Genomic DNA, 25,264 nt, shown 5'->3' with positions numbered 1-25,264 from the left:
CAGGTATGCCTCGTTGTTAAGTGATTACCTTTGTCTTATTTAGATAAATGGACTCGCTAAGGATATGCGCCATTTATCAGGAATGCCATTATGAGCCTGATTATTGATGTTATTTCGCGTAAAACATCCGTCAAACAAACGCTGATTAATCCTGGCGACGTCACGGTTGTTATTTATGAGCCTTCCGTGGTGCAGGTTCATGCTCAGGCCTCTGCCGTTTCGCGTTACGTCCGTGAAGGAAATGACCTGCTGATCTATATGCAGGACGGCACGGTGATCCGTTGCAACGGTTATTTCCTGCAAGCGGCGAATACCGCTGAACAATCGGAACTGGTGTTTGCCGATGGGCAACAGCTAACCCATGTCACCTTTGCCGATACTGCTGCGGGTGGTTTAGCCCCCGTAGAACTGACTGCCCAGACCACTGCGATTGAAAGCATTGCGCCATTTCTTGATACCGTTGCTCAGACCAGCGCCTTCCCGTGGGGTTGGCTGGCGGGGGCGGCGGTAGGTGGTGGTGCGCTTGGTGCACTGCTGGCAAGCGGTGGTGATGGCGACTCGAAAACGGAAGTGATTAATAACCCTACGCCACCCGCTGAGCCTGGCAACGCCACACCATCATTTTTAGTTACCGATAATCAGGGCGATCAGCGCGGCATTCTCGCCACCAATGACATCACCGATGACACCACGCCAACCTTTAGCGGCAGCGGGCAGGCGGGGGCGACTATTCAGATTAAAGACAGTAACGGCAATACTATTGCCAGTACTCAGGTAGACAACAACGGTCACTGGAGTGTCTCGTTACCCACGCAAAGTGCAGGTGAACATACCTGGTCAGTGGTGCAAATTGTCGGCAGTACCATCACTGACGCCGGTTCGATAACGTTAACCATCGACAATAGTCAGGCCAGCGTGCAGGTTGCCACCACCGCAGGCGATAACATTATTAACGCCAGCGAACAGGCCGCCGGGTTTACGCTTTCTGGCACCAGTAGTCATCTGGCACAGGGAACAGAACTCACCGTTACGCTAAACGGCAAAACCTACACCACCAGCGTAGGCGCTAACGGTGCCTGGAGCGTGCAGGTACCGACCGCCGATGCGCAGGCGTTAGGCGAAGGGAATCAGGCAGTGCTGGTCAGCGGGAAAGACGCCACAGGCAATACGGTCACCGGCGCGCAGCTTTTAACGGTCGATACCCAACCGCCAACGCTTGCCATCAACACTATCGCTCAGGACAACATCGTCAGTGCTGCGGAACATAACGCCGCGCTGGTACTGAGCGGCACTTCGAATGCAGAAGCGGGGCAAACCGTAACCCTGACCGTCAACGGGAAAAGCCATTCAGTAACCGTCGGTAGCGACGGAACCTGGCAAGTGACGCTGCCTGCCACGGAGGTACAGGCACTGGCGGAGGGGAACTACGCTGTCAATGCCAGTGTCAGCGATCGGGCAGGAAACACCACCAGCAACAGCGCGAATTTCACGGTAGACACCTCAGCACCCGTGGTCAGCGTTAACACCGTGGCGGGCGACGATATTCTTAATAATGCCGAGCAGGCCGTCGCGCAGATCATCTCCGGACAAGTCAGCGGTGCTTCTCCTGGCGATACGGTAACGGTGAAATTGGGCACTCATGTCCTGACGGGCATTGTGCTGGCAGATGGCAGCTGGAATGTGGCGCTGGACCTGGCGGTAACCCGCACGCTGGATCGCGGAGCCAATACGATTTTCGTCACCGTGACAGATACTGCAGGAAATACCGGCGCGGCGTCTCGAGCAATCACGCTGGTCGGTGTCTCTCCGTTAATCACCATTAACACCGTCTCCGGCGATGACATTATCAGTGGCGCAGAAAAAGGTGCGCCACTGACCCTTACCGGTAGCACTCAACAGGCCGAGACAGGACAAACCGTCACAGTAACCCTGGCTGGACAGAGTTTTACTACTACCGTGCAGGCTGATGGCTCCTGGAGTCTGACGGTACCTGCCGCCGCGATGGGAAATCTGCCTGACGGCGCGGTGGCGATTACCGCTTCTGTGACGGATCTCAGCGGCAATACCGGCAACACCTCCCGCACCATTACCGTCGACAGCCAGGCCCCGACGTTGAGCATCGATCCACTGACCGCTGATAACATCATCAACGCCGCCGAAAGCGGGCAGGATCTTCCCATCACCGGCACCACTGACGCCCAGCCGGGGCAGACGGTGACCGTTACGTTGAATGGGCAGACCTATCAGGGCGTCGTGCAGTCCGACGGCACCTGGAGCGTGACCGTTCCCGCCACCAATGTTGACGCACTGGCTGACGGCAACGCCACGGTCACCGCCAGCGTGAACGATGTCGCCGGTAACCCGACCAGCGTTTCACGGGTGGCGCTGGTCGATGCCACGCCGCCGGTGGTGACCATTAATCCGGTGGCGACCGATAACGTCATCAACACGCCGGAACACACCCAGGCGCAAATCATCAGTGGCACGGTTACTGGCGCGCAGGCGGGCGATATTGTCACCGTTACGTTAAATAATTCCGATTACACCACGGTGGTGGATGGTTCCGGCAACTGGAGTCTGGGTGTTCCGGCTTCCGTTGTCAGCGGACTGGTGGACGGCAGTTATCCTGTCAGCGTCTCGGTAACCGACCGCGCAGGAAACAGCGGCAGCCAGTCATTGACCGTCACGGTCAATACCGCAGCGCCCCTTATCGGCATTAACAGCATTGCGGGCGATGATGTGATCAACGCCAGCGAAAAATGAGCCGATCTCCAGATCACCGGCACCAGCGATCAGCCTGTTAATACCGCCATCACCGTAACGCTGAACGGGCAAAATTACACCACCACGACCGACGCCTCCGGCAACTGGAGCGTCACCGTTCCGGCATCGGCGGTAACCGCACTGGGCCAGGCCAACTACACGGTAACGGCGGCGGTAACCAGCAGTATCGGCAACAGCAACACCGCCAGCCATAACGTGCTGGTTGACAGCGCGCTGCCCGGCGTGACCATTAACCCGGTGGCAACCGACGATATTATTAACGCCGCCGAAGCAGGCGTCGCGCAAACCATCAGCGGGCAGGTTACTGGCGCGGAAGATGGCGACACAGTAACTATTACGTTGGGCGGTAATACTTATACGGCGACGGTGGGCAGCAATCTCACCTGGAGCGTGAGCGTTCCGGCGGCAGATATTCAGGCGCTGGGTAATGGCGATTTAACGGTGAGCGCCTCGGTCACCAATCAAAACGGCAACACCGGCAGCGGCTCGCGGGATATCACCATCGACGCCAATCTGCCCGGTCTGCGGGTCGATACGGTGGCGGGCGATGATGTGGTCAATATCATCGAGCATGGGCAGGCGCTGGTGATTACCGGCAGCAGCTCGGGGCTGGCTGAAGGCACGCTGCTTACCGTTACGATTAACAATGTGGAATACATCACTGCGGTGCAGGCCGATGGTAGCTGGAGCGTGGGCGTCACGGCGGCGCAGGTTAGCGCCTGGCCTGCGGGGACGGTGTCTATTGCTGTATCCGGGGAAAGTAGCGCCGGAAATCCGATAAGCATTACGCATCCGGTAACGGTGGATCTCACTCCGGCGGCTATCACCATCAACACTATCGCCACGGACGATGTGATTAACGGCGCAGAAAAAGGCGCTGATTTAACGCTTTCCGGCACCACCACGAATGTAGAAGCCGGGCAAACGGTCACCGTCACCTTTGGCGGGAAAAATTACACTGCCAGCGTGGCGAGCGATGGTAGCTGGAGTGCCACCGTTTCCGCTGCCGATTTAGCGTTATTAACCGATGGCAGCGCCTCCGCGCAGGCCAGCGTCAGCAATATTAACGGCAATAGCGCCTCGGCGGTGCATAACTACAGCGTCGACAGCAGTGCCCCGACCATCATTATCAATACCGTCGCCAGCGACAATATCGTCAACGCCAGCGAAGCCGATGCGGGTGTGACGGTGAGCGGCAGCACCACCGCTGAAGCGGGGCAGATTGTTACGGTAACGCTCAATAGCCCGACCGTGCAGACCTATCAGGCAACGGTGCAGGCGGACGGCAGCTGGAGCATCAATATTCCGGCGGCAGATCTTGAGGCATTGACCGATGGCAGCCACACCCTGACCGCCACGGTCAATGACAAAGCGGGCAACCCGGCGAGCACCACGCATAATCTGGCGGTGGATCTCACCGTTCCGGTACTTACCATCAACACCATTGCGGGCGACGATATTATTAACGCCGCCGAACACGGGCAGGCACTGGTGATTTCCGGTTCCAGCACTGGCGGAGAAGCGGGGGATGTCGTTAGCGTCACGCTAAACAATAAAACCTACACCACGACGCTGGATGCTTCTGGCAACTGGAGCGTCGGCGTTCCGGCGGCGGATGTCACCGCGCTGGGTAGCGGCCCGCAAACCGTGACTGCGACCGTTACCGATGCCGCCGGTAACAGCGATAGTGAGACGCACACGGTCACCGTTAACCTTACCGCACCGACCATTGGCATTAACACCATCGCCACCGATGACGTGATTAACGCCACCGAAAAAGGCGCGGATCTGCAAATTTCCGGCACCAGCAATCAGCCATCGGGCACCACAATTACGGTTACGCTGAACGGGCAAAATTACACTGCCACCACAGATGCTTCCGGCAACTGGAGCACCACGGTGCCTGCTTCCGCTGTCGGTGCGCTGGGCGAAGCCAGCTACACGGTGACGGCGAACGTCACCGACAGCGCGGGCAACAGCAATTCCGCCAGCCATAACGTGCAGGTCAATACCGCGCTGCCTGGCGTCACCCTTAATCCGGTGGCGAGCGACGATATTATCAACGCTGCGGAATCGGGCGTGGCGCAGACCATCAGCGGCCAGGTGACGGGTGCGGCGGCGGGCGATACGGTTACCGTAACGCTAGGCGGGAAAACTTACACCGCTACCGTGCAGGGGAATTTAAGCTGGAGCGTGGACGTTCCGGCGGCGGATATTCAGGCCATCGGTAATGGCGATCTCACGGTTAATGCCTCGGTAACCAACGGTGTTGGCAATACTGGCAGCGGTTCGCGCGATATTGTGATAGACGCCAACCTGCCGGGTCTGCGCGTCGATACCGTGGCGGGCGATGATGTGGTTAACAGCATCGAACACGGTCAGGCGCTGGTGATAACCGGTAGCAGCAGCGGGCTGGCGGCGGGCGCGGCGCTGACGGTGGTGATCAATAACGTCACCTATGGCGCGACAGTATTAGCCGATGGCACATGGAGCCTTGGCGTTCCGGCAGCAGACGTGGGCAACTGGCCTGCGGGTACAGTGAATATCATTGTAAGCGGCACTAACACTGCAGAAACGACTACGACTATCACCCATCCGGTCACCGTCGATCTGGCGGCGGTGGCGATCTCCATTAACACCGTTTCCGGCGACGATGTGATTAACGCCGCCGAAAAAGGGGCCGATTTAACCCTTTCCGGCAGCACCTCCGGCGTGGAGCTGGGGCAAACGGTCACCGTTACCTTTGGCGGCAAAACCTACACCGCCACCGTAGCGGGCGATGGTAGCTGGACAACCATCGTGCCTGCCGCCGATCTCAGCGCGTTACGCGACGGCGACGCCTCGGTGCAGGCCAGCGTCAGTAACGTTAACGGCAACACGGCTTCGGCGACCCACGCCTACAGCGTCGATGCCACGGCACCGACGCTTGCCATTAACACCATCGCCACTGACGATATTCTGAACGCCGCCGAGGCGGGCAATCCGCTAACCATCAGCGGCAGTAGCACCGCCGAAGCGGGGCAGACGGTAACTGTCACGCTTAATGGCGTGACTTACACCGGCACCGTCCTGGCGGACGGGAGCTGGAGCGTCAGCGTGCCGACGGCGGATCTCAGCAATCTGACCGCCAGCCAGTACACGGTCAGCGCCTCGGTAAGCGATAAAGCGGGTAACCCGGCAACCGCCACTCATGGGCTGGCGGTGGATCTCACCGTTCCCGTATTAACCATCAACACCGTCTCCGGCGATGACATTATTAACGCCGCCGAACACGGGCAGGCGCTGGTAATCTCCGGTTCCAGCGCTGGCGGCGAAGCGGGCGATGTCATCACCGTTACGTTAAACAGTAAAACCTATACCACCACGCTGGACGCTTCCGGCAACTGGAGCGTCGGCGTTCCGCTGTCAGACGTTACCGCGCTGGGCAGCGGCCCGCAAACCATCACAGCTACCATTACCGACGCGGCAGGCAACAGCGATGATGCCAGCCGCACGGTCACCGTGAATCTCACCGCGCCAACCATTGGCATCAACACTATCGCCAGCGATGACGTGATTAACGCCACGGAAAAAGGCGCGGATCTGCAAATTACCGGCACCAGTAATCAACCCGCAGGCACCACGATAACGGTGACGCTGAACGGGCAAAATTACACCGCTACCACAGATGCTTCCGGCAACTGGAGTGCCACGGTGCCAGCCTCGGCTGTCAGTGCATTGGGTGAAGCCAACTACACAGTAACCGCGAACGTCACCGATACGGCAGGCAACAGCAACTCCGCCAGCCATAACGTGCTGGTCAACAGCGCCTTGCCTGCCGTCACCATTAACGCGGTGGCGACCGACGATATTATTAACGCTGCTGAATCCGGAAACGCGCAAACCATCAGCGGCCAGGTGACGGGCGCGGCGGCGGGCGATACGGTTACTGTTACGCTGGGTGGCAACACCTACACCGCCACGGTGCAGGCTAATTTAAGCTGGAGTGTCAGCGTTCCGGCGGCGGATATTCAGGCCATCGGCAACGGCTCTCTCACCGTAAACGCCTCGGTGACCAACGTCGTCGGCAATACCGGCAACGGCTCGCGCGATATCACGATCGACGCCAATCTGCCTGGCCTGCGGGTCGATACCGTGGCGGGCGATGATGTTATTAACAGCATTGAGCACAATCAGGCGCTGGTGATCACCGGCAGCAGCAGCGGATTAACGGCGGGAACGGCGTTAACGGTCGAGATTAACAACGTTACTTATGGCGCGACGGTATTAGCCGACGGCACGTGGAGCCTCGGTATTCCGGCGGCAGACGTCAGCAACTGGCCTGCGGGTACGGTGGATATTACGGTAAGCGGCACCAACAGCGCCGGAACAACCTCTACCATTACCCATCCGGTTACCGTCGATCTGGCGGCGGTTGCCATCACCATTAACACCCTTTCCGGCGATGATGTGATCAACGCCGTGGAGAAAGGCGAAACGCTGGTGGTGAGCGGCAGCACCAGCGGTGTCGAAGCCGGGCAGACAGTGACCGTCACCTTTGGCGGCAAAAGTTACACCACCACCGTTGAAGCCAACGGCAGCTGGACGGTGAATGTGCCGCCTGCCGATCTTGCTTCGCTGCCGGACGGCGCGGGCAACGTGCAGGCGAGCGTCAGTAATATTAACGGCAACAGCGCCCAGGCGGATCGCGCGTATAGCGTTGATGCCACCGCGCCGCTTGTGACCATCAACACCATCGCCAGCGACGATATCCTTAACGTGAGCGAAGCGGGCGCAGGGATCACCATCAGCGGCACCACCACGGCACAGGTCGGGCAGACGCTGACCGTCACGCTGAATAACAACACTTACCAGACCACCGTTCAGGCGGATGGCACCTGGAGCGTGAATGTTCCGGCAACGGATTTAAGCGGATTAACCGCCAGCAGTTATACCGTGACTGCGACGGTGAGCGACAAAGCGGGCAACCCGGCAAGCACCGATCACGCGCTGGCGGTGGACGTTACCGCGCCGGATCTCACCATTAACACCGTCGCGGGCGATGACATTATCAACGCCATCGAACACGGGCAGGCGCTGGTGGTCAGCGGCACCAGCACGGGCGCGGCGGCGGGTGATGTGGTCACGGTTAACCTGAACGGTAAAAACTACACCACCACGCTGGACGCCTCCGGTAACTGGAGCGTGGGTATTCCGGCGGCGGATGTCACGGCGCTGTCAACCGGTAGCCAGACGATCACCGCCAGCCTGAGCGATCGCGCGGGCAACAGCGACAGCACGACTCACGATGTGACCGTTGATCTCAGCGGCCCGACGCTGAGCATCAATACCGTCTCCGGCGATGATATTATTAATAATGCGGAGAAAACTCAGGATCTGACCATCAGCGGCGGCTCCAGCGGTCTGGCGACTGGCACCACGGTCACCGTGATGTTGAACGGCCTGGCGTACAGCGCCACCACCGACGGTACCGGCAACTGGAGCGTTACCGTGCCCGCTTCGGCGGTTGGCGCACTGGGCGAGGCGGTATACCAGATTAGCGCCAGCGCCACCGACAGCGCGGGCAACAGCGGCAGCACCACCCATACGGTGAAGGTCGAATCGCTCCTGCCTGGGGTAATCATTAATACCGTGGCGGGCGATGACATTATCAACGCTGCTGAAATCGCCGTTAATCAGACCATTAGCGGCCAGGTCTCGGGAACGGCGGTTGCGGGGAATACGGTGATTGTCACCATTGGCGGCAATCAATACACCGCCATCGTGCAGTCAGATTTAAGCTGGAGCGTCAGCGTACCTGCGAACGTTTTGCAGGCGCTGGGCAACGGTGAACTGACCATCAGCGCCTCGGTGACTAATGGCGTGGGTAATACTGGCACCGCAACGCACGACATCGTGATAGACGCCAACCTGCCAGGTCTGCGGGTCGATACCGTGGCAGGCGATGATGTGATTAACAGCATTGAGCACACTCAGGCGCTGGTGGTCACCGGTAGCAGTAGCGGACTGGCAGCAGGCGCGGCGTTGACGGTAGTGATCAACGGCGTCACCTATGGCGCAACGGTACTCGTCGATGGCACCTGGAGCGTCGGTGTTCCGGCGGTAGATGTCACAAACTGGCCTGCGGGGACGGTCAATATTGCCGTCTCTGGCACTAACACTGCCGGAACCACAACCAGCATTACTCATCCGGTCACGGTCGATCTCGCGGCCGTGGCGATCACCATCAACCCCCTTTCCACTGACGATGTGATTAACGCCGCCGAAAAAGGCAGCGATTTGCAGCTCTCCGGCACCACCTCCGGCGTGGAAGCGGGGCAGACCATCACCGTTATCTTCGGTGGCAAAAGCTACACCACCACGGTTGCCGCGGATAATAGCTGGGGGCTGACGATCCCAGCCGCCGATCTCGCAACCTTGCCAGACGGCGCAGCAAACGTCCAGGCCAGCGTCAGCAATGTCGCTGGCAACAGCGCCCAGGCAACGCATGCATACAGCGTTGATGCCACTGCACCCTCCGTCACCATCAACACCATCGCCACGGACGATATTCTTAACGCCGCCGAAGCGGGATCGGCGCTGACCATCAGCGGCACCAGCACGGCAGAAGCCGGGCAGACGGTGACCGTGACACTTAACGGCGTTAATTACAGCGGCAACGTGCAGGCAGACGGAAGCTGGAGCGTCAGCGTCCCGACCGGCGATTTAGCTAACCTCACTGCCAGCCCCTATACGGTGAGCGCAGCGGTCAGCGACAAAGCCGGAAATCCGGCTTCAGCAACACATAATCTGACGGTGGACCTTGCCGCTCCGGTTGTCACCATTAACACGGTGGCGGGCGATGACATCATCAACGCCACGGAACATTCTCAGGCGCAGATTATCAGCGGCTCGGCAACGGGCGCGACGACCGGTAACACGGTTTCCGTGACCATTGGCACGACTACCTATACCACCGTGCTGGACGCCAACGGCAACTGGAGCATCGGTGTGCCTGCCAGCGTGATTTCCGCACTGGCGCAGGGGGATGTGACCATTACCGCCACGGTCACCGACTCCGCAGGCAACAGCGGCACGGCCTCGCACAGTGTCAGCGTGGCGCTCGGCGCTCCGGTACTTAGCATTAACACCATTGCCGTCGACGACATCATTAATGCCACGGAGAAAAGCGCGGATCTGGCGATTTCCGGCACCAGCGACCAGCCTGCGGGCACGCAGATAACCGTTACGCTCAACGGGCAAAATTACACCACCACTGCCGATGCATCCGGTAACTGGAGCGTGACCGTTCCGGCGTCACGGGTGAGCGCCCTCGGTGAAGCCACTTACACGGTGACCGCCGCCGCTACTGACTCTGATGGCAACAGCGGTTCCGCCAACCATAACGTGCAGGTTAATACCGCGCTGCCGGGCGTCACCATTAACGTTGTCGCGAGCGACGATATTATTAACGCTGCCGAAGCGGGCGCGGGCCAGAGCATCAGCGGGCAGGTGACGGGCGCGGCAGCGGGCGACACGGTAACCGTCACGCTCGGCGGGGCGACGTACACTGCCACGGTGCAGGCGAATTTAAGCTGGAGTATTAATGTTCCGGCCTCCGCGCTACAGGCGTTGGGCAACGGTGAGCTGACCATTTCGGCTTCGGTAACGAACAGCGTAGGCAATACCGGCAACGGCACGCGCGAAATCACCATAGACGCGAATCTCCCCGGTCTGCGGGTCGATACCGTGGCGGGCGATGATGTGGTCAATATCATCGAGCACGGACAGGCGCTGGTGATTACCGGCAGCAGTTCCGGTCTGGCGACGGGCAGTAACGTCACGCTGACCATTAACGGGCAAACCTATGTTGCGGCGGTGCTGGCGGATGGCTCATGGAGCGTCGGCGTTCCGGCGGTGGATGTCAGCGCCTGGCCTGCGGGGACGGTCACGATTACGGCGAGCGGTAGCACCACAGCCGGAAATTCGGTCAGCGTTACGCATCCGGTGACTGTCGATCTCTCGGCGATTGCCGTCAGCATCAACGCCATTACCGCCGATGATGTGATTAACGCTGCTGAAAAAGGCGCGGCGTTAACGCTCACCGGCAGCACTTCTGGTGTCGAAGCCGGACAAACGGTCACCGTGACCTTTGGCGGCAAAACTTACACTGCAAGCGTCGCGGCTAACGGTTCCTGGAGTACCACGGTTCCGGCGGCAGATATGGCAGCCCTGCGTGATGGCGATGCCAGCGCACAGGCCAGCGTCAGCAATGTTAACGGCAACAACGCCACTACTACCCACGCTTACAGCGTCGATGCCAGCGCGCCAACGGTGGCCATTAACACTATTGCAGGCGACGATATTCTTAACGCCGCCGAAGCGGGTGCTGCGCTGACTATCACTGGCAGCAGCACGGCGGAAGCGGGGCAGACGGTGACCGTCACCCTCAATGGCGAAAACTATACTGGCACGGTTCAAACGGACGGTAGCTGGAGCGTCAGCGTACCGCCAGCCGACGTAAGCGCCCTGACCGCCAGCAACTACACCGTTAGCGCGGCGGTGAGCGACAAAGCCGGAAACCCGGCCTCGGTTAACCACAACCTGACGGTGGATACTTCCGTTCCGGTTGTCACCATCAACACGGTGGCGGGCGATGATGTGATCAACGCGACGGAACACGCCCAGGCGCAGATTATCAGCGGCTCCGCCACGGGTGCGGCAACCGGCAGCACCGTGACGGTGACTATCGGCAGCAGCACCTTCACCACGGTGCTGGATGCCAGCGGTAACTGGAGCGTCGGCGTTCCGGCAAGCGTCGTCTCGGCGCTGGCGAACGGCACGGTGACAATTAACGCCAGCGTCACCGATGCCGCCGGAAACAGCGGCAGCGCTACGCATCTGGTGACGGTCAATACTGGCCTTCCGTCAATTACCTTTAACGCCATCAGCGGCGATAACGTCCTGAACGCCGATGAAAAAGGCCAGCCGTTGACCATTAGCGGTAGCAGTACGGGGTTGGCGACCGGCGCACAGGTTACCGTCACACTCAACGGTCATAACTACAGCGCCACCACCGACGCGGCGGGCAACTGGACGTTAACCGTGCCGGTGAGCGATCTGGCGGCTTTAGGCCAGGCCAACTATATCGTCAGCGCCAGCGCCACCAGTGTGGCAGGCAACACCGCCAGCAGCCAGGCGAATTTACTGGTCGATAGCGGCCTGCCGGGTGTCACCATCGACACCGTGGCAGGCGACGATATTATCAACGCCGCCGAAGCCGGGGACGATCAAACCATCAGCGGGGTGGTGACTCGCGCCGCCGCTGGCGATACGGTTACCGTCACGCTGGGCGGCAACACTTACACCACCACGGTACAGAGCAACTTAAGCTGGAGCGTCACCGTTCCGGCAGCCGATCTCCAGGCATTGGGCAATGGTGATTTGACCATTACAGCCTCAGTTACTAACGCGAATGGCAATACCGGCAGCGGCACGCGGGATATCACCATTGACGCTAACCTGCCAGGGCTGCGCGTGGATACGGTGGCGGGCGATGATATTGTCAACAGCATTGAACACGGGCAGGCGCTGGTAATCACCGGCGGCAGTAGCGGCCTGAATGCAGGCGCAGCGCTGACGGTCGCCATCAACGGTGTGGCCTATGCCGCCACGGTACAGGCAGACGGGAGCTGGAGCGTTGGCATTCCGGCGGCAAGCGTCAGTGCATGGCCTGCGGGGCCGTTAACCGTTGAAGTTACAGGACAGAGCAGCGCCGGAAATCCGGTCAGCGCCAGCCATCCGTTCACCGTCGATTTAACGGCGGTGGCAATCAGCATCAACACCGTTGCCAGCGACGACGTAATTAACGCCGCCGAAAAAGGCACTGGTCTGACCCTTTCCGGCAGCACCAGCGGGATTGAAAGCGGGCAAACCGTTACCGTCATCTTTGGCGGTAAAACCTACACCGCAAGCGTCGCCGCCAACGGAAGCTGGAGTGTGAACGTTCCGGCGGCAGATCTGGCAACTCTGCCAGACGGCGCGGCGAACGTGCAGGCCAGCGTTAGCAGCGCGAGCGGTAACAGCGCCTCGGCGACCCATGCGTACAGCGTTGACGCCAGCGCGCCGACGCTCACCATTAACACCATTGCCAGCGACGATATTCTTAACGCCACGGAGGCGGGAAGCCCGCTCACCATCAGCGGCACCAGCACCGCCGAAACCGGGCAGACGGTCACCGTCACCCTTAACGGCGCAACCTACAGCGGTAATGTGCAGGCAGACGGTAGCTGGAGCGTCAGCGTTCCCCCTTCAGCCTTAGGCGCGCTGAGCGCAAGCAATTACACCGTCAGCGCCACGGTCAACGACAAAGCGGGCAACCCCGGCAGCGCCAGCCATAATCTGGCGGTAGACACCACCGCGTCGGTTCTCACCATTAACACTGTGGCGGGCGATGACATTATCAACGATGCCGAACATGCGCAGGCGCTGGTGATCTCCGGCACCAGCACGGGCGGGGAAGCGGGCGATGTGGTGAGCGTTGTGCTCAACGGCAAAACCTACACCACCACCCTGGATGCCTCCGGCAACTGGAGCGTTGGCGTTCCAGCGGCGGATGTTGCGGCACTCGGTAGCGGTGCGCAGACCATCACCGCCAGCGTCAGCGATCGGGCAGGCAACAGCGACGACGCCAGCCGCACCGTGACCGTCAGCCTCAGCGCGCCAGTGATTAGCATCAACACCATCGCGGGCGATGATGTGATCAACGCGATGGAAAAAGGATCCGATCTGGCGCTTTCCGGCACCAGCGATCAGCCTGCGGGTACGGCGATCACCGTTACGCTGAACGGACAAAACTACAGCGCCACCACTGACGCCTCCGGCAACTGGAGCGTTACCGTGCCCGCCTCGGCGGTCAGTGCGCTGGGCGAAGCCACCTACAGCGTCACGGCGAGCGTCACCAATGCTCAGGGTAACAGCAGCACCGCCAGCCATAACGTGCAGGTCAATACCGCGCTACCGGGCGTCACCATTAATCCGGTAACGACGGACGATATTATTAACGCCGCAGAAGCAGGCAGCGCGCAAACTATCAGCGGCCAGGTAACCGGTGCGGCGGCGGGCAGCACCGTCACCGTTGAACTGGGCGGTAAAACTTACACCGCCACCGTCCAGGCTGATTTAAGTTGGAATGTGAGCGTACCTGCCGCCGACTGGCAGGCGCTGGGTAACGGTGAGTTAACGGTTAATGCCTCGGTGACCAACGCCGTTGGCAACACCGGTAGCGGCACGCGCGATATCACCATCGATGCCAGTCTGCCAGGTCTGCGGGTGGATACCGTTGCGGGCGATGATGTGGTCAATATCATCGAACACGCTCAGGCACAGGTGATCACCGGCAGCAGCTCCGGCTTTGCCGCAGGTACGGCGTTGACCGTAGTGATAAATAATCAAACTTACGCCGCCACGGTGCTGGCGAACGGTAGCTGGAGCGTTGGCGTTCCTGCGACGGATGTCAGTAACTGGCCTGCGGGAACGCTGAATATTACCGTTAGCGGCGCGAACAGTGCCGGAACGCAAACCAGCATTACCCATCCGCTGACCGTTGATCTCACCACCGTCGCCGTCAGCATAAACAGCATCACCAGCGATGATGTGATTAATGCCGCCGAAAAAGGCGCGGCGCTAACGCTCTCCGGCAGCACGTCCGGCGTCGAAGCGGGGCAAACCGTTACCATTACTTTTGGCGGTAAAACCTACACCACCACGGTGGCGGCAAACGGTAGCTGGAGCACCACCGTTCCGGCGGCGGATATGGCGGCCCTGCGTGACGGCGATGCCAGCGCCCAGGTGCGGGTGACTAACGTCAACGGCAACAGCGCCACGGCAACGCATGAATACAGCGTCGATAGCGCCGCGCCAACGGTCACCATCAACACCATTGCCAGCGATAACATCATCAATGCCAGCGAAGCGGCGGCGGGCGTAACGGTGTCCGGCACCAGCACGGCGCAAACCGGGCAGACGCTCACCGTCACGCTTAATGGCACTAACTACCAGACCACGGTGAAGGCAGACGGCAGCTGGAGCTTAACGCTGCCCGCCAGCGACTTAACCGCGCTTGCCAATAACGGCTACACCCTGACCGCCACGGTCAGCGATCAGGCGGGTAACCCTGGCAGCGCCAGCAAAGGTGTGACCGTCGATACCACCGCGCCCGTCATCAGTTTCAACACCGTGGCGGGCGATGATGTGATTAACAACGTCGAACACACTCAGGCGCAGATTATCAGTGGCACCGCCACGGGCGCGGTGGCGGGCGACCGCCTGGTGGTGACCATCGCCGGGCAGCAGTATGTCACCAGCACCGATGCCAGCGGCAACTGGAGCGTTGGCGTGCCTGCCAGCGTGATTTCCGGCCTTGCGGACGGCACGGTGACCATCAGCGCCACCATTACCGATAGCGCAGGTAACAGCAGCACGCAGACGCACAACGTGCAGGTAAACACGGCGGCAGTGTCGCTCTCGGTCAGCACCATCAGCGGCGATAATATTATTAACGCCGCCGAAGCGGGCAGTGCGCTGACCCTGATCGGCACAGGAACGAACTTTGCCGCAGGTACAGTAGTGACCGTATTGCTTAACGGCAAAGGCTACAGCGCTACCATTCAGAACAACGGGAGCTGGAGTGTGAACGTGCCTGCGGCGGACGTTGCAGCACTGGCGGATGGCACCAGCTACACGGTTAGCGCCTCCGCGCAGGACAGCGCCGGAAACAGCGCCACGGCCTCGCGCAGCGTGGCGGTGGATCTCACCGCGCCGGTTATCAGCATCAACACCGTTTCGACGGACGACCGACTCAACGCCGCCGAACAACAGCAGCCGTTAACCCTTAACGGCTCGACCAGCGCGGAAGTAGGGCAGACGGTCACCGTCACCTTTGGCGACAAAACCTATACCGCCACGGTTGCCGCCAATGGCACCTGGGCGCTTAACGTGCCTGCGGCGGATCTTGCCGCGCTCGGGCAGGGCGCGCAGACTATTACCGCCAGCGTGAACGATCGCGCGGGCAATCCCGGTCAAACCACGCACGCCCTGACCGTCGATACCGTTGCGCCCACGGTGACCATCGCCACGGTGGCGGGTGACGATATTATCAACAACGCCGAGCAGCTTGCCGGGCAGACCATCAGTGGCACCACCACCGCTGAAGTGGGCCAGACGGTGACCGTCACCTTTAACGGTCAGAGCTGGACTGCAACGGTCGGCAGCGGCGGAAGCTGGTCGGTGTTTATTCCGGCGCAGCAGTTTGCCGGATTAAGCGACGGCAGCTACACCATTAGCGCGACGGTTAGCGATCAGGCCGGAAACCCCGGCAGCGCCAGCCGTGGCGTGACGCTGAACGGCGACGTCCCCTCCGTCACCATCAACACCTTTGCGGGCGATGATGTGGTGAATGCAGCGGAGCACGGCTCGTCGCTGGTGATCAGCGGCACCACCACCGCACCCATCGGGCAGACGCTGACCCTGACTTTAAACGGCAAAACCTACACCACTACGGTGCAAACGGGCGGTAGCTGGAGCTACACCCTCGGCAGCGCCGATGTAACCGCGCTGGCGGACGGCAATGCCTATGTGATTAACGCCTCGGTGAGCAACGCCATTGGCAATACCGGTAGCAGCAATCACACCATTACTGTCGATCTCAGCGCCCCGGCGATGGGCATTAATATCGATTCCCTGCAAGCCGACACTGGGCTTAGCGCCAGCGACTTTATCACCAGCGTCAGTCCGGTGGTGGTCAACGGCTCGCTCACCGCCGCGCTTGCCAGTAACGAGACGGCGCAAATCAGTATCGACGGCGGCGTAACCTGGACCACGCTCACCGTTACCGGCACGACCTGGCGCTATAACGACAGCCGCACGCTGACCGATGGCAACTATCTCTATCAGGTGCGGGTGATTGACGCAGCGGGCAACGTCGGTGCCACCGACAGCCAGAATGTGGTGATCGACACCACCGCGCCAGACCCAGCGGTGAAAACCATCGCCATTAGCGCGATCACCACCGATACGGGCTTGATCACTAACGATTTTGTCACCAGCGACACGACGCTTGCGGTGAGCGGCACGCTGGGCGCGGCGCTTTCTGCTGGTGAGTTCGCGCAAATCAGTATCGACGGCGGCACCACCTGGCAGAACCTGTCAGTAAGCGGCTTAACCTGGACCTGGCTTGACGGGCGGACGCTGACCGATGGCAACTACAACTATCAGGTGCGGGTTATCGACACCGCCGGAAATATCGGCGCGACCGCCAGCCAGATAGTCACTGTGGACACCACCGCGCCGCTGGCGAGCAAAACCATCGCCATTGCTGGCATCAGCGATGACACCGGGTTAAGTAGCAGCGATTTTGTTACTCGCGACACCACGCTGACCGTGCGCGGCACGCTCGGCGCGGCGCTTGCCGCCGATGAACGGGCGCAAATCAGCCTCGACGGCGGTGTCACCTGGACCACGTTAACCGTTATCGGCACCAGCTGGAGCTATGCCGATGGTCGCACACTGACCGACGGCACCTGGAACTACACGGTGCGGGTGGTGGATCTGGCGGGGAACGTTGGGCAGACCGCAACGCAAAATGTGGTGGTCGACACCACCAGCCCGGAAGCGGCGAAAAGTATCACCATTACCGGTATCAGCGATGACACCGGAGCCAGCAGCAGCGATTTTATTACCAGCGACACCTCGCTTACCGTGCGCGGCGTATTGGGGGCGGCGCTCGGCGCTAACGAGTTCGCGCAAATCAGTACCGACAACGGCGCAACCTGGGTGAACGTGACCGTCGCCGCAGACGGCCTTAACTGGAGTTACGTTGACGGACGCACGCTCACCAACGGCACCACCACCTGGCAGGTGCGGGTGGTCGATCTGGCGGGCAACGTTGGCGCAACCGGCAGCCAGTCGGCGCAGATTGACACCGTGAACCCGGCGCAGGTGCTCACCATCGCCAGCATCAGCACCGACACGGGGAGTTCGGCAACTGACTTTATCACCAGCGATACCTCGCTCACGCTGACCGGTTCGCTGGGGGCGGGGCTTGCCAGCGGCGAAGTGGCGCAGATTAGCCTCGACGGCGGCGCGACCTGGATCACGCTCACCACCAACGGCACGCAGTGGACCTACACCGACGGCCGCACGCTGACCGACGGCAGCTACGTTTATCAGGTGCGGGTGCTGGATCTGGCGGGAAATACCGGTCCGGTGGTGTCGAAAACGGTGGTGGTCGATACGATTAACCCCACCGCGACGCCGACCATTGTGTCGTACACTGATGACGTCGGGCAGCGGCAGGGGACATTAAGCAGTTCGCAGGCCACCGACGACACTACGCCGTTGCTGAACGGCGTGCTCTCCGGCCCGCTTGCCAGCGGTGAAGTGGTTTACCTCTACCGTAACGGCCTGCTGTTAGGCGCGGTAACGATGGTAGGCGCACTGAACTGGACCTACAGCGACAGCGGGCTGGTGAGCGGTGCCTACACCTACAGCGCGCGAGTGGTGGATCTGGCGGGGAATATCACCTCCTCCAGTGATTTTGTCCTGACGGTCGATACCTCTATTCCGACCACGCTGGCGCAAATTACCAGCCAGACCACGCGCGATACCACGCCGATTATCAGCGGGGTGATCACGGCGGCACTCGCCAGCGGGCAGTATGTTGAAGTGGTGATCAATGGCAAAACCTACACCTCTGAACCGGGCGGTGCGGTGGTAGTCGATCCGGCGCACAACACCTGGTATGTGCAACTGCCGGATACCGATGCGCTGACAGTTTCCGCGACCGCCTATACCGTTACTGCGCAGGTAAAAAGCTCGGCGGGCAACGGCAATAACGCCAATATTAGCAACGGCACGGTGACGGTTAACGCGGCGATTGATTACACACCGACCTGGACCACCACCAGCAAAACCACCGCCTGGGGGCTGACCTACGGCCTCGACTCGCACGGGATGTGGACGGTGCTGGCAAACCAGCAGGTAATGCAATCGACTGACCCACTCACCTGGTCGAAGACCGCGCTGACGCTGTATCAGAGCGGCAACAACTACGCCACCAGCTCCATCGCCGATTACGACCGTAACGGTACGGGCGATCTGTTTATTACCCGTGATGACTACGGTACGGGGTATATCAACGGCTTTACCAATAACGGCGACGGCACCTTTTCCAGCGCTATTCAGGTCACCGTCGGCACGCTGACGTGGTACGGCTCGATTGTGGCATTTGATAAAGAGGGCGACGGCTATCTCGACTTTTGGATTGGCGACGCGGGCGGGCCGGACTCCAACACCTTCCTGTGGAACAACGCAGGTACGCTGGTAGGCAACTCCACCACGTCGAACAGCGGCGGTAGCGCTACGGTGGGCGGGGCGGTGACGGGGTATCTTTCGCTTAACGAAGGTTCCGGCGTCGATCTGAATAATGACGGCAGGATCGACCTGGTTCAGCACACCTACAACCTGAACAACTATTACACGCTATCTTCGCTCATCAACCAGGGGAATGGCACGTTTGTCTGGGGGCAGAACACCACCAATACCTTCCTGAGCGGGGCGGGCAGTGGCGCTATGAGCAGCAGCGTTTCCATGACCTGGGCAGATTTCGATGGTGACGGCGATATGGATCTCTTCCTGCCTGCCAGCCAGGGAAGAGCTAACTACGGCTCCCTGTTATTCAACACCAACGGCGTGCTGGGCAGTCCGGTGGCGGTGGGGGCAACGGCAACCACCTATGCCAGCCAGTTTAGCGTGGCGGTGGACTGGAACCATGACGGTCTGATGGATATCGCCCGTATCGCCCAGACCGGACAATCGTATCTTTATACCAACGTCAGCAACGCCAGCAACTGGACACAATCGGCCCTCGGAAGCAGTCAGAGCGGCACTACCAGCGGCGTGGCGGCAATGGACTACGACTGGGACGGCGCGGTGGATGTGCTGGTGACTAAACAGTCGGGCAGCGTCTATCTTATTCGCAACACCAACACGGTGAGCTACGGCACCTCGCTGCACCTGCGCATCACCGATCCTAACGGCATTAACGTCTATTACGGCAATACCGTAAAACTGTACAACTCGGCGGGAGTGCTGGTCGCCACGCAAATCATCAACCCGCAGTCGGGTATGGGCGTCAACGACACCTCGGCGCTGGTCAATTTCTACGGGCTGAACGCCGGAGAAACTTACAACGCCGTGCTGATCAAATCCACCGGCACCACCGCCAGCAATATCGACCAGACGGTCAACACCAGCTGGGGCGGCTTACAGGCCACCGATGCCACCCACGCTTACGACCTCAGCGCTGAAGCGGGCACCGCGAGCAACAACGGCAAGTTCGTCGGCACGGGCTATAACGACACCTTCTTTGCCACTGCAGGCACCGACACTTACGACGGTTCCGGCGGCTGGGTGTACAGCTCCGGCACCGGAACGTGGCTTGCGAACGGCGGCATGGACGTGGTTGATTTCCGCCTCTCGACGGTGGGTGTGACCGCAAATTTAAGCGTCACCACCGCGCAGGCTACCGGTTTTAACACCTCGACATTTACCAATATCGAAGGGATATCCGGCTCGAATTTTAACGACACTCTGACTGGCAGCAGCGGCGATAACCAACTGGAAGGGCGCGGCGGCAACGACACCCTTAACATCGGCAACGGCGGTCACGACACCTTGCTCTATAAACTGCTCAACGCCAGCGACGCCACCGGCGGCAACGGCTCAGACGTGGTGAATGGCTTTACGGTAGGGACATGGGAAGGCACCGCCGATACCGATCGCATTGATATTCGCGAGCTGTTGCAGGGCAGTGGCTACACCGGCAACGGCAAAGCCAGCTACGTCAACGGCGTAGCAACGCTGGATGCGCAGGCCGGAAATATCGGTGATTTTGTCAAAGTCACCCAGAGCGGCAGCGACACCATCGTGCAGATCGACCGCGACGGCACGGGCGGCACTTTTGCGACAACTAACGTGGTCACGCTGACGGGCGTGCATACCGACCTTGCCACTTTGCTGGCGAATCATCAGTTGATGGTGGTGTAGAGAATGAAAAAAAATGCCCAGTCCGTGGAAGCCTGGCTGGAGGCGATGATCGCCGTGGCGCGTTATTACCGCCTCGATTTTTCTCAGGAGAACGTGCGCGCAACCGTCAACTGGGAGCGCGACAGCAAGCGGGAAGAGTTGCTCACCGATATGGCGCGGCAGTTGGGAATGGGGTTACGGCTGGTGGAGTTTTCCGCCGATTCGCTTAACCCGTGGCGACTGCCGTTGATCGCCGTGTTCGATAATCAGCAGATTGGCGTGATCACCCGCCGCGATAACCACGACAATATCAGCGTTCAGTTCAGCGGTGACGAAGGGCTGGAAACCACGCTTAACGTCGCGGATATTGAAGATAAAATCGTCGAACTGGCGCTACTGCGCCCGCTCAGCGCCATCCCCGACGCGCGCGTGGATGACTATATTCGCCCGTATCAGGCGAACTGGTTCTGGAATCTGTCGCTGAAAGACTGGCGGCGTTATGGCGATATTATGCTGGCCTCACTGGTGGCGAACGTGCTGGCGCTGGCGGCGATGATTTTCTCGATGCAGGTTTACGACAGGGTGGTTCCGGCGCAGTCCTACCCGACGCTGTGGGTGCTGTTCGCCGGGGTGATGATGGCGATCCTGTTTGAATTCTGTATGCGCATGGTGCGCACGCACCTTTCCGATGTGATCGGCAAGCGGGCGGATCTGCGCATTTCGGATCGCGTTTTTGGTCACGCATTACGGCTGAAAAATAACGTGCGATCGAAATCCACCGGATCGTTTATCTCGCAGATCCGCGAACTGGAATCGGTGCGGGAGCTGATCACCTCCACCACCATTGGTGCAGTGGCGGATCTGCCGTTCTTCCTGCTGTTTGTCTTTATTTTGTGGATGATTGGTGGCTGGCTGGTGCTGGTGGTTTTGCTGGCGCTGCCCTTGCTGGTGATCCCCGGCCTGCTGGTACAACGCCCGCTGGCGCGGCTGGCGAACGAAGGGATGCGCGAGTCGGCGGTGCGTAACGCTACGCTGGTGGAAGCCGTGCAGTCGATTGAAGACATTAAACTGCTGCGCGCTGAACAGCGTTTTCAGAATCAGTGGAATCACACTAACGACGTGGCCTCGTCCATCAGCATGAAGCAACGTTTTCTCACCGGGCTACTGCTCACCTGGACCCAGGAAGTGCAGTCCATCGTCTACGTGGTGGTGCTGTTGGTGGGCTGCTTTATGGTAATGAACGGCGACATGACCACCGGCGCGCTGGTCGGGACGACGATCCTGGCTTCGCGCACCATCGCGCCGCTGTCGCAGATATCCGGCGTGCTCTCGCGCTGGCAGCAGGCGAAAGTAGCGCGTAATGGCCTTGATGAACTGATGAAGCGCCCGGTGGATCAGCCGGAACACGGCAAACTGGTGCATAAAGCGGTGCTGCACGGCAATTATCAGTTCAGCAACGCTATCTTTTATTACGACGAAGAAGAGAAAATTGCCGATGTGGCGATTGGCAAACTCAACATTCAGGCCGGAGAGAAAATCGCCATTCTTGGGCGCAACGGCGCGGGTAAATCAACGCTACTGCAAATGCTCGCCGGAATGCGTATCGCCCAGCAGGGGCAGGTGCTGCTGGATAACATCAGCATCGGTCAGCTTGATCCGGCGGATCTGCGCCGCGACATGGGGCTGCTGAGCCAGACCGGGAGACTCTTTTTCGGTTCGCTGCGGGAAAACCTGACGATGGGGATGCCGGAAGCCAGCGATGAAGATATCGAACGCGCGTTAACCCTCAGCGGGGCGCTGCCCTTTGTGCAGAAGCAGAAAAACGGCCTCAACTACATGATTCAGGAAGGGGGATTTGGCCTCTCTGGTGGTCAGCGGCAAACGCTGCTGCTGGCGCGGCTACTCATCTCTCAACCCAATATCGTGCTGCTCGATGAACCCAGCGCCTCGCTGGACGAAATGGCGGAAGCGTATTTAATCGAACAACTGAAACAGTGGATTGGGCATCGCACGCTGGTCATCGCCACTCACCGCACGGCGATGCTGCAACTGGTGGACCGCATTATCGTGATGGATCAGGGGCGGATTGTGATGGATGGCGCGAAAGAGGCCATTTTGCGTGAACAGAGCGAACCCACGACGCGACGGGTGGTGTTGCAGGAGAAGAATAAGGGGTCTGCCGCATGAATGGACAACTGCAATACAACCGTGGCCTGACTGAACCCCGCCTGCCGCGTTCGGCGCTGGCGGTACGCGTTACCGCTGTGATGCTGCTCTGTTTTCTCGGCTGGGCGTGGTACTTCCAGCTTGATGAAGTCACCACCGGCAGCGGCACGGTAGAACCTTCCGGGCGCGAACAGGTGGTGCAGTCGCTGGAAGGCGGAATTCTGTATCATCTCGACGTCAAGGTTGGCGATATTGTTGAACAGGGCCAGCCGCTGGCGCAGCTTAACCGCACCAAAACGGAATCCGACGTCCAGGAAGCAATGTCGCGGCTGTACGCGGCGCTGGCAACCTCGGCGCGGCTGCGGGCGGAAGTGAGTAATAAACCGCTGGTCTTCCCTGACGAACTGAATAAATTCCCCGAACTTATCGAGTCGGAAACGGCGTTGTACAACACTCGCCGCGACGGGTTGAACAAAGCCACCACCGGGCTGACGCAGGGGATTAGTCTGGTCAACCGTGAACTGGCGATGACCCAGCCACTGGTCAAACAGGGGGCGGCGAGCAGCGTCGAAGTGCTGCGCCTGCAACGTCAGGCCAATGAACTGGAAAACAAACTCAGCGACGTGCGCACGCAATACTACGTACAGGCGCGCGAAGAGTTAGCGAAAGCCAATGCGGAAGTAGAAACCCAGCGTTCGGTGATCCGTGGACGGGAAGACTCCCTCACCAGGCTCAACTTTACCGCGCCGGTGCGAGGCATTGTTCAGGACATTGACGTCACCACGGTTGGCGGCGTTATTGCCCCCGGTGGTAAACTGATGACCATCGTGCCGCTGGATGAGCAACTGCTGATCGAGGCAAAAATCTCCCCGCGCGATGTGGCGTTTATCCATCCGGGGCAAAAATCGCTGGTGAAAATAACCGCCTACGATTACTCCATCTACGCCGGCCTGCCGGGAGAAGTGGCGGTGATATCACCAGACACCGTGCAGGATGAAGTGCGGCGCGATGTTTATTACTATCGGGTGTACATTCGCACTTTCAGCAACCATCTGGAAAATAAACATAAACAGCAGTTTCCGATATTTCCCGGCATGGTGGCGACGGTCGATATCCGCACCGGCAAAAAAAGCGTGCTGGATTATCTGTTGAGACCCTTTAATAAAGCACAGGAGGCGTTGCGCGAACGATGAACATTAGCGATGTAGCAAAAATTACCGGCCTGACCAGCAAAGCCATTCGCTTCTATGAAGAGAAGGGGCTGGTGACGCCGCCGATGCGCAGCGAAAATGGTTATCGAACCTACACGCAGCAGCATCTCAACGAACTGACCTTACTGCGCCAGGCGCGCCAGGTGGGCTTTAACCTGGAAGAGAGCGGCGAACTGGTGAATCTGTTTAACGACCCACAGCGTCACAGCGCCGATGTAAAACGGCGCACGCTGGAGAAGGTAGCGGAGATCGAACGGCACATTGAGGAGCTGCAATCCATGCGCGACCAGCTACTGGCGCTGGCGAATGCCTGCCCTGGTGATGACAGCGCCGACTGCCCGATTATCGAAAATCTCTCCGGCTGCTGTCATCATCGGGCGGGGTGAAAATCAGTTAATCCCCGTTTGCACCGAAAGAATATGCTGCAAACTTTCTACCATTATGCGCCCCGATTGAAATAAGCCTTCCTGGATTTCGTTGTTAACATTCACAGCGTGAACCAGGGAGGCTAATAACACCACTTGCAAGAAGGCAAAAATAAACGCACCGATAATCATAATATGCGTCAGGGGGATTTTCCTTTGCTCCTTCATTTTAAATAACCCACAAACTGACCTTCCTTCATTAAGGCGACTTTTCCCGTGTGGTGATAAACAATGACGTTATAAAGACCTGACTGATAAACAGTGGCATCTTTATTGTCTTCATCAATTGCACATAATGAATCATTGAGATAAGCAAAGTTCTTACTGCTCATTCTAAAGGTCATGCCAAATCCTTTATAAATAGATTTTTTAGCGGCCTGGGCATGTTGTGCGGCTTCTGCATTTTTAAATGCCTGCGCCTCGGATGCACTTAAAATAGCCGTCTGACGCTGTTGTTCTGCGAGATAACAGGTGTCATGGCTGACGCCCTGCGCCTGGCAATCTGCGATGCGGGAAGTGGGTGAACTACAGCCAGCCAGTAATATAACCGCCAGCAGGGAAAACGATTTAATGGAACTATTCATCATTGTTAACCTTAAATAATGTACGGAAAAT

The 25,264-nt window shown here is 59.4% G+C and carries 5 protein-coding genes and 1 pseudogene; 4 read left to right on the top strand and 2 right to left on the bottom strand.

Annotation, left to right across the window (positions count from 1 at the left end; genetic code table 11):
• Positions 1 to 90: 90 nt before the first annotated feature.
• The 4 genes and pseudogenes from siiEA (at position 91) to cueR (ending at position 24,610) form a co-directional block, all read left to right on the top strand.
• Positions 91 to 20,868, top strand: a pseudogene (siiEA, locus tag ACJHWK_RS21705) (BapA-related adhesin SiiEA).
• A 3-nt stretch (positions 20,869 to 20,871) separates the two neighbouring features.
• Positions 20,872 to 23,034 carry a type I secretion system permease/ATPase gene (locus ACJHWK_RS21700; RefSeq protein WP_020233592.1) on the top strand — a complete coding sequence of 721 codons (2,163 nt, stop codon included), beginning with the start codon at positions 20,872 to 20,874 and terminating at the stop codon, positions 23,032 to 23,034.
• Positions 23,031 to 24,206 (top strand): HlyD family efflux transporter periplasmic adaptor subunit, encoded by a 1,176-nt coding sequence (locus ACJHWK_RS21695; protein ID WP_001522051.1) that lies wholly within the window; start codon positions 23,031 to 23,033, stop codon positions 24,204 to 24,206. Before ACJHWK_RS21700 ends, ACJHWK_RS21695 begins: the two co-directional genes overlap by 4 nt.
• Positions 24,203 to 24,610 (top strand): Cu(I)-responsive transcriptional regulator, encoded by a 408-nt coding sequence (gene cueR, locus ACJHWK_RS21690; RefSeq protein ID WP_001026747.1) that lies wholly within the window; start codon positions 24,203 to 24,205, stop codon positions 24,608 to 24,610. Before ACJHWK_RS21695 ends, cueR begins: the two co-directional genes overlap by 4 nt.
• A 3-nt stretch (positions 24,611 to 24,613) precedes the next feature.
• Here cueR and ACJHWK_RS21685 read toward each other — a convergent pair whose 3' ends face one another.
• Positions 24,614 to 24,817 (bottom strand): hypothetical protein, encoded by a 204-nt coding sequence (locus ACJHWK_RS21685; protein ID WP_000664216.1) that lies wholly within the window; start codon positions 24,815 to 24,817, stop codon positions 24,614 to 24,616.
• Complete coding sequence (locus ACJHWK_RS21680; RefSeq protein WP_001305512.1) at positions 24,814 to 25,236, bottom strand: hypothetical protein; 423 nt, start codon at positions 25,234 to 25,236, stop codon at positions 24,814 to 24,816. Before ACJHWK_RS21680 ends, ACJHWK_RS21685 begins: the two co-directional genes overlap by 4 nt.
• Between the last annotated feature and the right edge of the window lie 28 nt (positions 25,237 to 25,264).

It is taken from the genome of Escherichia sp. WS547, from assembly GCF_046486065.1.
In the GTDB taxonomy this organism is placed as follows: domain Bacteria; phylum Pseudomonadota; class Gammaproteobacteria; order Enterobacterales; family Enterobacteriaceae; genus Escherichia; species Escherichia coli.
The sequence above is the reverse complement of the archived record's forward strand: the minus strand, read 5'-3'. Positions and strand labels throughout refer to the sequence as shown.

What these genes read in the sequence shown, in the direction of transcription:
- ACJHWK_RS21695 (WP_001522051.1), top strand. Translation starts at nt 23,031, where the DNA reads ATGAATGGACAACTGCAATACAACCGTGGCCTGACTGAACCCCGCCTG.
- ACJHWK_RS21685 (WP_000664216.1), bottom strand. Translation starts at nt 24,817, where the DNA reads ATGAAGGAGCAAAGGAAAATCCCCCTGACGCATATTATGATTATCGGT.
- ACJHWK_RS21680 (WP_001305512.1), bottom strand. Translation starts at nt 25,236, where the DNA reads ATGATGAATAGTTCCATTAAATCGTTTTCCCTGCTGGCGGTTATATTA.
- ACJHWK_RS21700 (WP_020233592.1), top strand. Translation starts at nt 20,872, where the DNA reads ATGAAAAAAAATGCCCAGTCCGTGGAAGCCTGGCTGGAGGCGATGATC.
- cueR (WP_001026747.1), top strand. Translation starts at nt 24,203, where the DNA reads ATGAACATTAGCGATGTAGCAAAAATTACCGGCCTGACCAGCAAAGCC.